The 12,476-nt window shown below is 67.0% G+C and carries 13 protein-coding genes and 1 tRNA gene; 6 read left to right on the forward strand and 8 right to left on the reverse strand.

Translation table 11 applies throughout. The features are described from left to right. Positions 1-96: 96 nt before the first annotated feature. The gene (locus E7773_RS13425; protein WP_293992163.1) at positions 97-1,392 is read left to right on the forward strand and encodes a M28 family metallopeptidase; all 1,296 of its coding nucleotides are present in this window, start codon (positions 97-99) and stop codon (positions 1,390-1,392) included. Positions 1,393-1,451: 59 nt separating this feature from the next. On the opposite strand, the gene E7773_RS13430 is transcribed toward E7773_RS13425, so the two are convergent. From E7773_RS13430 to E7773_RS13445, 4 genes are all read right to left on the reverse strand, one after another. Then, entirely contained in the window at positions 1,452-2,429 is a 978-nt protein-coding gene (locus E7773_RS13430) for an RcnB family protein (protein ID WP_293992165.1), read from the reverse strand. A 133-nt stretch (positions 2,430-2,562) separates the two neighbouring features. Next, positions 2,563-3,048 carry a GAF domain-containing protein gene (locus E7773_RS13435; RefSeq protein ID WP_293992167.1) on the reverse strand — a complete coding sequence of 162 codons (486 nt, stop codon included), beginning with the start codon at positions 3,046-3,048 and terminating at the stop codon, positions 2,563-2,565. Continuing rightward, the gene (arfB, locus tag E7773_RS13440) at positions 3,048-3,452 is read right to left on the reverse strand and encodes an alternative ribosome rescue aminoacyl-tRNA hydrolase ArfB (protein ID WP_293992169.1); all 405 of its coding nucleotides are present in this window, start codon (positions 3,450-3,452) and stop codon (positions 3,048-3,050) included. Before arfB ends, E7773_RS13435 begins: the two co-directional genes overlap by 1 nt. Next, on the reverse strand, positions 3,442-4,092 hold the full coding sequence (locus E7773_RS13445) for an RNA pseudouridine synthase (protein ID WP_293992171.1): 651 nt from the start codon (positions 4,090-4,092) through the stop codon (positions 3,442-3,444). The genes arfB and E7773_RS13445 overlap by 11 nt, the downstream gene beginning before the upstream one ends. A gap of 69 nt (positions 4,093-4,161) precedes the next feature. On the opposite strand from E7773_RS13445, the gene E7773_RS13450 reads away from it, so the two are divergent. Next, the gene (locus tag E7773_RS13450; protein ID WP_293992173.1) at positions 4,162-4,935 is read left to right on the forward strand and encodes a M15 family metallopeptidase; all 774 of its coding nucleotides are present in this window, start codon (positions 4,162-4,164) and stop codon (positions 4,933-4,935) included. Here the strand turns inward: E7773_RS13450 and E7773_RS13455 are convergent, their stop codons facing one another. From E7773_RS13455 to E7773_RS13465, 3 genes are all read right to left on the reverse strand, one after another. Next, positions 4,936-5,661 (reverse strand): hypothetical protein, encoded by a 726-nt coding sequence (locus E7773_RS13455; RefSeq protein ID WP_293992175.1) that lies wholly within the window; start codon positions 5,659-5,661, stop codon positions 4,936-4,938. Beyond that, a complete protein-coding gene (locus tag E7773_RS13460; protein WP_293992178.1) occupies positions 5,658-6,263 on the reverse strand; it encodes a hypothetical protein in 606 nt (201 codons plus the stop codon). Before E7773_RS13460 ends, E7773_RS13455 begins: the two co-directional genes overlap by 4 nt. Positions 6,264-6,364: 101 nt before the next feature. Next, the gene (locus E7773_RS13465) at positions 6,365-7,318 is read right to left on the reverse strand and encodes a DUF2171 domain-containing protein (protein WP_293992180.1); all 954 of its coding nucleotides are present in this window, start codon (positions 7,316-7,318) and stop codon (positions 6,365-6,367) included. Positions 7,319-7,550: 232 nt separating this feature from the next. Between E7773_RS13465 and E7773_RS13470 the strand changes: the two genes are divergently transcribed. After that, positions 7,551-7,626, forward strand: a tRNA-Ala gene (locus E7773_RS13470). Positions 7,627-7,719: 93 nt separating this feature from the next. On the opposite strand, the gene E7773_RS13475 is transcribed toward E7773_RS13470, so the two are convergent. Then, on the reverse strand, positions 7,720-8,295 hold the full coding sequence (locus E7773_RS13475; protein WP_293992182.1) for a hypothetical protein: 576 nt from the start codon (positions 8,293-8,295) through the stop codon (positions 7,720-7,722). 143 nt (positions 8,296-8,438) lie between these two features. Between E7773_RS13475 and E7773_RS13480 the strand changes: the two genes are divergently transcribed. From E7773_RS13480 to E7773_RS13490, 3 genes are all read left to right on the forward strand, one after another. Next, on the forward strand, positions 8,439-9,002 hold the full coding sequence (locus E7773_RS13480) for a DUF2844 domain-containing protein (protein WP_293992183.1): 564 nt from the start codon (positions 8,439-8,441) through the stop codon (positions 9,000-9,002). Then, positions 8,999-10,336, forward strand: coding sequence for a DUF3443 family protein (locus E7773_RS13485; protein WP_293992184.1), 1,338 nt, complete (start codon positions 8,999-9,001; stop codon positions 10,334-10,336). The genes E7773_RS13480 and E7773_RS13485 overlap by 4 nt, the downstream gene beginning before the upstream one ends. Positions 10,337-10,420: 84 nt before the next feature. Next, a complete protein-coding gene (locus E7773_RS13490) occupies positions 10,421-12,475 on the forward strand; it encodes an amidohydrolase family protein (protein WP_293992185.1) in 2,055 nt (684 codons plus the stop codon). Position 12,476: the final 1 nt, after the last annotated feature.

Consider the following 12,476-nt stretch of genomic DNA (forward strand, 5'->3'; position numbering starts at 1 on the left):
ATCAAGCGCATCTCGCCCGTCCCAAATTAAGGCCCCGCCGGGCGCTGCCGCCCGTCAGGGGTTGCTCATGCCAGGCGGTTGAGTCACGCTCGGCCGATGCGCAAAGCCCTGTTGTTCGCCCCGCTCCTGCTCGCCGCCGCCGCACCGCCAAGCGAAGCGCCCTCCCCCGCCGCGATGAAGGCGACCGTCACCGCGCTCGTCGGGTTCGGCACGCGACATTCGCTGTCGGACCCCAATGACCCCAGGCGCGGGATCGGCGCGGCGCGCGCCTGGGCGAAGGCGCGGTTCGAGGCGATCGGCGCGGCGTGCGCCGGGTGCCTCACGGTCGAGACGATCAGCCGCAATTTCACCGGCCCGCGCGCGCCCAACGGCGTCGATATCGTCGACGTGCTCGGCATCCAGAAGGGCAGCGACCCCAACCGCGTGGTGATCGTCGGCGGGCACATCGACTCGATCGTCGGCGACGTGATGGATACCAAGGCCGACGCGCCCGGCGCCAACGACGACGCCTCGGGCGTGTCGGTCGTGCTGGAGGCGGCGCGCATCCTGTCCCGCCACAAGTTCAAGGCGACGATCGTCTATGCCGTGTTCTCGGGCGAAGAGCAGGGGCTGTGGGGCGGCAAGCTGCTCGCCGACACCGCGAAGGAACGCGGCTGGCAAGTCAGCGCGATGCTCAACAACGACATCGTCGGCAATTCGGTCGGCCAAGGCGGCGTGGTCGCCGACCGCACCGTACGCGTGTTTTCCGAAGGCATCCGCAACGCCGAGGACCTGAAGGCCGACCTCGCACGCCGCGCCAACGGCGGCGAGGACGACGGGCCGAGCCGCGCGCTGGCCAAGGCGATCGACGGCGTCGCGGCGGGCATTCCCGGCGGGCTCGACGCGTTCATCGTGCGGCGCCCCGACCGCTTCGGCCGCGGCGGCGATCACTTGCCGTTTCTCGAGCTCGGCTATCCCGCGGTGCGCTTCACCGTCGCCGCCGAGCGCTGGGATGGGCAGCACCAGTACGTCCGCACCGAAAACGGCATCGCGTACGGCGACACGATCGACAAGATGGACTTCACCTATCTGTCGAAGGTCGCCGCGATCAACATCGCGACGATCCGTCGCCTGGCGAGCGCCCCCGCCGCGCCCGACGGCGTGACCGTCGCCGGTGCGCTGTCGCGCGACACGACGGTGCGGTGGCAGCCGGTCCCCGGCGCGGTCAGATACCGCGTCCACTGGCGCCGCGCCGACACGCAGAACTGGAGCATGGCGCGCGACGTGTCGGGTTCGACCGAGTTGTTGCTCAAGAACGTGCCGATCGACGACAATTTCGTCGGCGTGTCGGCGGTCGCGGCGGACGGGTCGGAGAGCCTGGTGACGTTCGCCGGGCCGGCGCCACGTCGATAGCAAACCGCCCGCCTCCATCGCTGGAGACGGGCGGCTTTCCCCCCTTCAAGGGCTAACGATCAGCTGCCTTGGATCGGCCGCGGTGCGCGGCGAACACACGTGCAGCGCGGCTTCGGGCGCCATACACGGACCGGCTTGCGCCAGACGCGCTTCGCGACGACGCGGCGTTCATAGACATATTCGGTGGTCGTGGTCGTGGTGGTCGTCACCGCGCCCGGCATCGTGACCGTCACGACGGAGCCCGGCGAGACATAATAGGTTTCGCCATAAGCGATGCGCGGCATCGGGCCCGGGCCCATCGGCGGCGGACCACCGGCATAGCCACCGCCCGGGGTAGTACCAAGGTCGCGACGAACGACCATCGTCCGCGTCACGGTCGACCCGTCGCCGTAGCCCGGCGCGGGATAGGGCGCGCCATAGCCCGGCCCCGGACCCTGCGGGCCGGCATAGGCTGGCCCGGCATCGTAGCCCGGACCGCCGTTGCCGCCGGCATAATCCTCGTCATAGGCGTAGCCGCCCTGGTAACGGTCCCAATCGACACTGCCGATCGTGTCGTAGACCATGCCGTTGGCGTCGATCAGCACCGCGTCGTTGTAATAGCGGCTCCAGTAATAGCCCGCGGGCGGCGCGCCCAGGCCGAACATCTGCCAGTCGTTGATGATATAGTTGGGCGAGACCCAATAGGCCGGCAGGCGATGCCCGCGCTTGATCCGGACATAGCCGTTCCAGCCGCCCGGTGCCTGCACACCGGCCCACCAGAAGCCGCCGATCCGGCCGCCCCAGCGGCTGCGGCCGTTCCATTGGCCGCGGTTGCCGCGCTGCCACTGGCCACCGCCGTTCCACTGACCGCCGCCATTCCAGCCGCCCCGGTTGGGCGTCGGCATGGGTTTGGGCATCGGCATCGGCTGACCCTGCGGCGGCATCGGCATCGGCGCGGGCATCGGCGGCTTGCCGCGCGGCCCGAGTCGCTGCGCATCGGCGGCGGTTCCGCCAAGGGCCATCGCCGCCACAACCGCAGCAATCATAAGGGTTCGCATGGTTAACACTCCCTGTTCCGCACCGGCGCCGTTAACCAACGTCGCAGGACCGTTCATGGGCCGTGTTACCAAAAGTCGCGGTTTTCCGCCAGTTTTGCGACAGTTCGAATCGCGTCCCGTTCTGGGTCGGGAATCAGCGGTTAACCCTGTCGCTTAACATCCGCGCGATCGCCTCGACGCCGGCGGCATCCTCGGCGTCGAACCGCGCCGGACTGGGGCTATCCAGATCGATCACCCCGATCACCCGGTCGCCATCGACGATCGGCACGACAAGTTCGGAGCGGCTCGCGGCGTCGCACGCGATATGCCCGGGGAAAGCCAAGACGTCCTCCACCAGTTGCGTGGCACGCTCGGCGGCAGCCGCGCCGCACACGCCCTTGCCCAGCGGAATGCGGATGCACGCCGCTTTGCCCATGAAGGGCCCGAGCACGAGTTCGTCGCCGAGGTTGCGGTAAAAACCAGCCCAGTTCAGGTCGGGCAGATACTCCCACAGGATCGCCGCGGCATTGGCCATGTTGGCGACCGCATCGGGCTCGCCCGCCGTGATCGCGTCGATCGCCGACAGGATGTCGCGGTAGAGGTCGGGCTTGGAGCCGCTGGCGACTTCGAACTGGTACATCAATCGATCCTGACCTTGCCGCGCCCGGCCTTCACCGCGCTCCGGCCCTTCTTCTCGTCGACGCGCTTTGCCTTCGCCGCCTTGCTCGGCTTGGTCTTGACGCGTTTCGCCTGCCGCACATGGGCATCGGCAACCAGCTTCGCCAGCCGCTCGCGCGCGTCGGCGCGGTTGGCCTCCTGCGTGCGGAAGCGCCGTGCGGTGATCAGCAACTCGCCGCCTGCGGTCAGTTTCGACCCGGCGAGTTCCTTCAACCGCTGATAGGCCCATGGTGCCAGCCCGAGCCGGAACACGTCGACGCGCAACTGCACCGCGGTCGCGACCTTGTTGACGTTCTGCCCGCCCGGCCCGGTCGCGGCGAGGAACTTCTCCTCGACGATCGCGGCGTCCAGCGTCTCAGGCGTCACCGAAACCTGCCTTGGCAAAGCGATTGGGCGACGGCGCCTTCGCCGCGATCGGCTTCTTCCCCTCGCGCGGGATGGTTAGTTCGGCGGCGTGGAGCAGCATGCCGTTCGGGTCGGCTTTGCCGTACACGGGATCGCCGACCACCGCCGCGCCGAGCCCCTCGAGCGCGTGGACGCGTATCTGGTGCGTCCGCCCGGTCTCGGGCCGGAACTCGACCAGCGAGCGGCCGTCCTGCACGCGCAACGCCTTCCACGCCGTTCGCGCCGACTTCCCCTCGGGCGATCCCGTCATCCGCCAGCCCGCCTCGCGCGTGGAAACCTTGGCGAGCGGCAGGTCGATCACGCCCTCACCCGCGACCACGCCCTCGAGCACCGCGAGATATCGCTTCTGCACGCGATGCTGCTCGAACGCCTGCTGGAACCGCGCGTGCGCCTTGGGATTGCGCGACAACAGCAGGCAGCCCGACGTGTCCTGATCGAGCCGGTGCACCGCCACCGGCCAGCGCTTGAACCCGAAGGTCAGGCTGTCGAGATGGTTTTCCAGGCTGATCGCGCCCGAGCGCGGGCGATCGACCGGCAACCCCGCCGGCTTGTCGATCACCAGCGCCTCGCCATCGAGAAACAACACTTTGTCCGCAAGCATGATCGCCCCTTGCCACCGCGCGCGCCGCTATGCCAGTGACCCTGTCCCTTCGAGTATGTGGAGCGTGTGATGCGGGTACGGTGGTTGGCGTGGTTGCTGATGCTGATCCCGGCCGCCGCGACCGCGCTCACCCCCGTCACCCTGTGCCCCGGCCAGAACGTCGAGCCGATGCCCGACGGGCGCATGCTCGGGCACCTGCCCTATCCCGAAGCCAACCCCGCCGACCTGGTCACGATTCCGGGCGATTTCGGCGCGGGCCGGCCGTGCCAGATGCACCGCGACGCCGCCGCGGCGATGGCGCAATTGATCGCGGCCGCCAACCTCGTGCCCGCAGTGAAGGGCAAGCTGCGCGGCATATCCTGCTTCCGCACGGTCGAGCGCCAGCGCCAGATCTTCTGCAGCCAGATCGGCCCCAGGAAACGCTGCGCCAACGCCGCCGAGCGCGCCAAGAGCTCGGGCCCGCCGGGCTATAGCGAGCACGCCACCGGCTATGCGCTCGATTTCGGGATTCGCCCGCTGACCAGGGGCTGCGGCGACGTCAGCGACTGCATCGCGAAGACGCCACCCGGGCAATGGCTGCTCCAACACGCGACCGAATTCGGGTTCGAGCTGTCGTTTCCGCCGGGCAACGCCCAGGGCGTGACGTGGGAGCCGTGGCACTGGCGCTGGGTCGGCGTGAACGCCGCGGTGCCCGGCGCCGCGACCGCCCGAGCTTTGTTCGCGACCGCGCGCACGCGATTCCCCGGCTATCCGCGAATCACGGACGTCGCAATCCCGCCGATCTGGCGCAACGCCATCGCGCCGGCGCCGACGCCCAGCCCCACGCCGGTCTGGCCGAAATGATCAGTCGGGCAGCTTGCCGGTCGTCGGGTCGACGGGCTTGCCGCGGACGTAAGCGAGCACGCCGGGGATCGGCGGGAGGCGGTTGACGCTCGACCCGCCCGTGAACTGCCCGACCGCGCGATACGCCGCGCGCTCCACCGGCAGCGACTTCAGCGCGGCGGGCACCGGCGTCGCGGCGTCGGCGGGCACGACCGCCTCGCCCAGGATCAGGCCGTACTGGAACATCTGCGGCCCCAGATTGTCCTCGAGATGCGGGATCGGCGACGGCTTGTGGACCTTGTCGGCATAAGCCGAGCCGAGATCGGTAATCACCCCAGCTCGCGCCGCGAATTTGACCGTGCCCAGGCAATTGCACGTCACCAGTCCCCCACCGCCGATCGTGATCCCGTAAAACAGATACTCGCCGGGCGGCACCTCGATCAGCAGCGTGCGCATCGTCCCGTCTTCCAGGAATTTGTCCTGATCGACGACGAACGAGTTGGATGCGACTTTGCGGCCCTGTTTATAATCCTCGATTTCCTGCGCCGACGGGATGCGCAGCAGGACGTGCCGGATCGACATCATGCCCGACTTCGCGGTGCTGGTGCGGAGCAACAGATAGGCCATGTCGCTCTTCAACGCGACGGGTGCGGCGACCAGTGCGGTCGTCCCCGCCGTGTCCTTTACGGCCAGGGCCGGCGCGGCGATCACCGTCAGCGCCATCAATCCGGCAATCGCGCGTTTCATCGCGTCACTTCCTCGTCATTGGGCTTCGGGCCGGATGCCAGCTTGGCCTGCATCAGGATCAGCCTATCCTCGTCGGGGCCGTCGTTGAGCTCATCGAACGCGCTTTCGGTAATCGCGTAGCGGACGTAGCCGCGCGTTCCCATGCACCGGCGCATGATGTTGCTGCGCGAGCCGCGTTCCATCTTGGGTGCCATGATCGCCCCCATCGCGTCGCCCAACACGCCATAGGGGCTGAGCCCGACGGTTGGGGATTTGTCGGTCAATCTCGCGCTCGAGCGTTCGACCCCGACGCGCCAGGGGACGAACCCCGGCACCGGGCCCGCGCTCGTATGCGCCAGGAAAGCGCGGCATTCGGCAATGTCGTCGTAGGCCTGGGCAAAAGTGACGTTGGGATTGTGGAAATAATAGAATTTGTAGCCGTCGCCCCGAACCTTCGGGTCGGTCGGCGGGGTCACGTCGGGAACGGTGATCGTCGCCGGGTCGGGTAGCGGGTCGCCCGCGTTGCGCGGTTGGCTGGCAACCGCCGCCGCCGGCTTGTCCTGTGCGATGGCGGCGGTTGGCCATAGCGGAATCAGCGCGAGCGCCGCGACGATATTTCTCATGGCGCGATGCTAAGATGGCGCGGCGGGCGCGGTCAACGCCCGAACAAAAAGGAGCCCGGACCGTCCGGCCCGGGCTCCACCCCGCGAACGCTTTGTGCCGCTCAGTACGTGCCCGAGAAGCTCCGGTTGAGGATGCGGCCCTGGCCGTCCCCATCGCTGAAGGTTTCGCGATCCTTGTCGTCGCCGAAGAACGCGCTGCGCTCCTCGTCACGCCAGTGCGCCTTGGCTTCGTCGGCGGTCTTGCGCACCGTCACCTTGTCGTCGACGCTTTCGATCCAGCGCGACGGGATCGAATGGTGCCGCCCGCCGGCATCGGGATCGCTCTTGGTCAGCAGGATGCGGTCGCCGCGCACCTTATCGACCGTCCCGATATGCACGCCGTCGGCGCCGACCACGTCCATATGCTCGGTCACCTTCGACAAGGCCGAGCGCTGGCCTTGCCGTTCGGTCCGCCAGCTGCCGAATTCGTTCGAGAACTTCTGCTGGTTCTCGCGGCGATATTCGTCGTAGTCGCGGTCGAGCGCATCGATCTGGCTCTCGCGCCACGCGTGATAGTCGCGGTCGCGCGCGTTCTGCTGGTCCATGACGCGGCGGCGCTCGGCCTCGTCGTCACCGAACCACGAGCGGACCTCGTCGCCCGCGCGGTCGAAGAAGGTGCGGCTGGCGCGGTCGTAGCCCTGCGGTTCGCGGGCATAGTCGCGATTGGGGCCGTATCCGCCGCGGCCCGCATCGCCATAGCTGCGGTCGCGCCCATATTCACGATTGCCGCCATAGCCCGAGCCGTAGCTGATCGAACTATAGTCGCCGTAGCCGCCGGCGTCGCCGCGATAGTCGCCGCCGTACTGGCTGCCGGATTGTCCGCCCGACCGCCCGTAATCCTGCAACCGGTTGCGGCTGTAATAGCCGCGCTCGCCGTAATCGTCGCGGCCCATCGTCTGGCTGCGGCCCGCGCCATAGTCGCGCGCCGCGGCATCGTCGTCGTCGCGGCCGTAGCGCGTGTCGCTGCGGTTCCAGTCGTCGTGCGCGCGCCCGCGCGGATAGCGGTCATAGCCCATCGAAAAGCTCCTTCACTCCGGGGTTCGATGGCGGGCGCGGCAAGGGGGGAGACCGCGCCCACCTGTCGTACCAAACGACGGAAGAATCAGCGAAGTTCCCACGGTTCGTCGCATGCCCAACGGCTCGCCGAAATATGACGCGCGCACGCGACGAGGCGCGTGTTGCAAAGGCTCCAAAGGATCGCTAGAGGCCACCGCTCCCAAGCGGCCAGGCGCCGTTCGGGGGTGGAGCGGGGCTGTAGCTCAGATGGGAGAGCGCTGCAATCGCACTGCAGAGGTCAGGGGTTCGATTCCCCTCAGCTCCACCAACCTTTCCAGCGGCCGGAAACGAGATCGGCGCGCATCATTCGCGGGGCGGCAGTGGAATGCGAGCGCTGCTCGGAGCGATTTACGAGCCGCCGCTAATCGCCGCCAGGGTAGCCGCACCCCCCTTCATAGCCGCGCGGTTTGGTGCCCATCACAGTAACGTATGTGATAATTTCGAAAAAGTTTTTTCTCGAGTCCACAGCCTGATTAAAATGGTGATATCCTTGTTTGCTGCAAATTGCCTCAACGTCTATCGTAAAGTTATCAACTGCTATCCCATTCTTATTGAATAGTTTGAAGGTCCAAATCCTATTTTGGTTTCCTTTGTCGTCCTCTGTTTGATTAAAATAATCGAAATCGACTATATAAGAAGTAGAATGGCTTCTGCTTTTACGGTCTATTTGTTCAATTGCCGTCAACGATAGGCCCTTGACTCGCTGCGCGTAGGAACCGCTCCAAATCCCACTGCGTAGCGTTATAGGTAATGGCCATTTGAACAGATGTTGACGGGGTGCAGTGCGCGAGCTGCGGGTGATTGCCGGGCGGGATCTGACCTCATCAGTGTGAGTCTCAACGCCATCACCGGGAAACGGCCGTGCCTCTATAAGAACAGGACTCGCCGTAACCACGAGCGCTGCCAATACGCCAAATCTGCTAATAGTGAAGTTCATGGCGTGCTACCCCTCAGGATGTCTATTCACGCTCAACTTAAGGCCTTACAAAAGTCCTTTGTTTTTGCGATGTCAAGCTATTCACCGCAATTTCCGATAGGTCAGAGGCGCAGTTATTGTCGTGGCCGAACAAGGCCGTTGACATGCTTCAGGCGAGGAATAGGCTGCACGTCGACCGCAGCGCTTGGGAGGGTAGCGGCGATCGGCGTTTGAAAGGTCCCCCGGCCGTGTCTTTACCTCCTCGCATCACCGCAGCCGCTATCGCGACAAGTTGCTTTTTCTTCTCCCCTGTCGCGAAGGCGAAATTGGGGGAAGCGGCGTCCAGCGTCACTGGTGATCAGGCGCGGATGAACGCCCGCATCGCCTCGTTCCCAATGGGGCGGTTCATACGCCACGAACTGACGCGCCCGAACGGCGGCATGGTGCGCGAGTTCACGAACGCCAACGGCGTCGTCTTCGCGGTGACTTGGTCGGGGCCGGGCAAGCCCGATCTCAGCACCTTGCTCGGCCGCTATTTCGCGGCGTTCCAGGCGGACAGCGCCGCGACCGCGCGCGCGATGCATTCGCTGCGCCATCCGCCGCAGGTCGCGCGGACCGATCTGCAGATCCAGGCCGGCGGCCATATGGGCTGGTTCCACGGCGTGGCGTATGTGCCCTCGCTCGCACCCCCCGGTTTCTCGACCAGCGACCTGGCGGTGCAGCCATGAGTGTCCGCAAGCCGCTCGGCGGCCTGTTCCTCGCGCTGGCGCTCGCGGCGTGCGGCGGCAGCGGCACGACATCCGCGGCGCCGATCGTCGTGACCCCGACACCCACGCCAACGCCCAGCCCGACCCCGACGCCCACCGCGACGGCCAACACCGCGACGCTCACGCTCGACGCCGGGCCCGCCGAGCTCAACCAGGGCCTCAACCCGTACACCGCGTTCAACGAGCCCTATGTCACCGTCACGATCTGCGCGCCGGGCTCGGCGACCAATTGCCAGACGATCGACCATATCATCCTCGACACCGGATCGGTCGGCCTGCGCATCATCCAGCCGGTGCTCAACGCGAGCCTGCTCGCCGCGCTCCCGACCGAGAGCGACACGTCGAACAACGCGGTCGGCGAATGCTATCAATATGTGAATTCCTACGCGTTCGGGTCGGTGCGCACGGCGGACTTCTCGATCGCGGGGGAAAAGGTCGCGAACATGCCGTTTCAGGCGATCGGCGACAGCGGCACCTTCGCGAGCGTACCGTCGAGTTGCTCGTCGGGCGGCGGCACCTCGATCGCGACGGTGCAGGATTTCGGCGCCAACGGGATCATCGGCGTGGGCACGACGACCACCGACTGCGGCAGCTTCTGCACGGTCAACGGCGGCTCCTCGGGGGCGATCTATTACGATTGTCCGTCGAGCGGGTGCAGCAGCATCATCGGCCGCGCCGCCAACGCCACCGCGCCGTTCCAGCAATTGCCCAATCCGGTCGCGGCCTTCCCGACCGACAACAACGGCACGATCATCACGCTCCCAACGGTGCCGCAGCACGGCCTGCCCTCGCTGACCGGTAGCGTCACTTTCGGGATCGGTACGCAGGGCGACAACAGCCTCGCCGCGACGAACGTGTTGCCGCTAACCACTTCGTCGAGCCGGCTGGGCGCGGGCCTGCTCACCGCGACCTACAACGGCAAGCAATTGACCCAGAGCTTTCTCGACAGCGGCAGCAACGATTATTTCTTCATCGACACCAGCCTCAATCCCTGCACCGACGCCGACCTGATCGCCTTTTACTGCCCGGCCGCGCCGACACCGCTGTCACCGTTGCTGACCGCGACCAACGGCGCGACCGCGAGCGGGGCGTTCACGCTCTACAGCCCGCTCGACGTCTCGGGCACGTCAACCGTCGCGCCGGGGCTCGGGGTCAACCCGACGCTGGTTAAACCGCCGCTGCCGTTCGCGAACAGCTTCGATTTCGGCATCCCGTTCTTCTTCGGGCGGACGGTCTATACCGCGATCGAGGGCCGGCCGGCGGGCAACGTCAACGGGCCGTACGTCGCCTTCTGAGCGCAGTCGCCCTGCGCCGACCTTGCGCAAGACGAATCGGCTTGGCAGTCTCCCCGCGCCTTAGGGGGTCGAAAGGGGGACATCATGCGCCGAATCCTGCTCGCGTCGTTGCTCGTCACGTCAGCCGCGGTTGCCGGGGGGCGCCCCGCCGAGACTCCCTCCACGCCCAAGGAACAATTGCTCGCCCCGCCGGCCGGCGCGCGGCATTTCACGATCAGTTCGACCGCGGGGAAGCATGGCGACGTCTGGTCGTGGAAACTGCCCGACGGGCGCATCGCCTATCGGATGTCGATGTCGCTGCGCGGCTGGGTGACCGAGACCGACGAGGTCGTGACGATGGGCCCCGACCAGCGCCCGACCAATCTCGCGATCCGCGGCTTCACCGATTCGGGCGATGCGACCGAGAATTTCAGCGTCGACGGCGCCGGCAATGCGCAGTGGAAGACCGCGGTCGACGCTGGCTCCGCACCGTTCGCGGGCAAGCGCTACAACAGCTACGGCGGGCCGTGGCTCGCGAGCGAAATGGACGTCGAGGCGCTGGTCGCCGCGGGGGACAAGGGGATCGACCTGCTCCCGTCGGGCCACGCCGCGATCAGCATCGGCCAGCCGATGCAGATCGACGGGCCCAGGGGCAAGCAGACGCTCAAACTCGCCTTCATCCGCGGCTACGGCTTTTCGCCCAGCCCGGTGTGGCTCGACGCGAACAACCGTTTCTTCGGCAATGCCGGCACGATCTCGCTGCTGCCCGAAGGGTATGAGGCCGACGGTCCGAAGCTGAAGGATATCCAGGACAAGGCGACCGCGGCGATGGTCCGCGACATCGCGCATCGTTTCCTCGCGCCCGCCAACCACACGCCGACGCTGGTCGAACATGTGCTGTTGTTCGATTCGGTCGGCGGGCGGTACCTGCCCAACCGCGCGGTGCTGATTTCGGGCGGCAAGGTCACCGCGGTCGGTGCGGCGGGTACGATCAAGGCGCCCGCCGGCACGACGCGGATCGACGGGCGCGGCAAGACCTTGCTCCCCGGGCTGTGGGACTCGCACCAGCATGTCGGCGACGACTGGAACCTGCTCCAGAATGTCGCGACCGGCATGACGAACTATCGCAGCCCCGGCTCGCTGATCGAGGACGCGCTGAGCATCTACAAGCGCCGCGCGGCGGGCGATTTGCTCGCGCCCGACGGCAAGATCTCCGTGATCATCGACCGCAAGGACCCGCTCGCGGCGCAGGGCGCGCTGACCGTGTCGTCGGCGGCGGAAACGATCGCGGCGGTCGACAAGATCAAGAAGGCCGGTCTGTGGGGGGCCAAGTTCTACACCTCGATGAACCCGGCGTGGATCGCGCCGGGTGCGAAGGAAGCGCACAGACTGGGCCTGCACGTCCACGGCCACGTCCCCGCCGGCATGCGTCCGCTCGATGCGGTGCGCGCGGGGTATGACGAGGTCACGCACATCAACTTCATCATGATGCAGGCGATGCCGCAGGACGTGGTCGACAAGGCCAACACCGCCGCGCGGCTCGAAGGCCCGGCGAAATACGGCAAGGACGTCGACCTCGACTCGCCGATGATGAAGGCGTTCTATGCCGAGCTGTCGCGGCGCGGCACGATCATCGACCCGACGCTGACCGTGTGGGAGCCGCTGATGACCTCCGACGGCAGCGCGCTGTCGCCCGAATATGCGCCGTTCGCCGATGTCGCGCCGCCGTCGGTCGTGCGCGGCTGGCGGATCGGCGGCTACCCGCTGTTCGGCGGGCTGACGCGCGACGATTTCCGCAAGAGCTTCGACAAGATGGTCGAACTGGTCGGCCGGCTCCACCAGGCCGGCGTGCGGATCGTCGCCGGAACCGACGGCTACGGGCTCGAACTGGTGCGCGAGCTCGAACTGTACCAGGTCGCGGGGCTGACCAACGCGCAGTCGCTCCAGACCGCGACGATCATACCGGCGCGGATGACCGGGATGGCCGACCGCGTGGGGTCGATCGCGGTGGGCAAGACGGCCGACATCATCCTGGTCGACGGCGACGTGTCGAAAGATCTCCGCAATTTGCGGCACGTCGAAACCGTGTTCCTCGACGGCTACCGGCTGAAGGGCCAAGCGCTGCGCGACGCGAGCGGGCTGAGCGGGATGCCGCGCTAGC

This window comes from Sphingomonas sp. (assembly GCF_004799495.1).
GTDB lineage: Bacteria > Pseudomonadota > Alphaproteobacteria > Sphingomonadales > Sphingomonadaceae > Sphingomonas.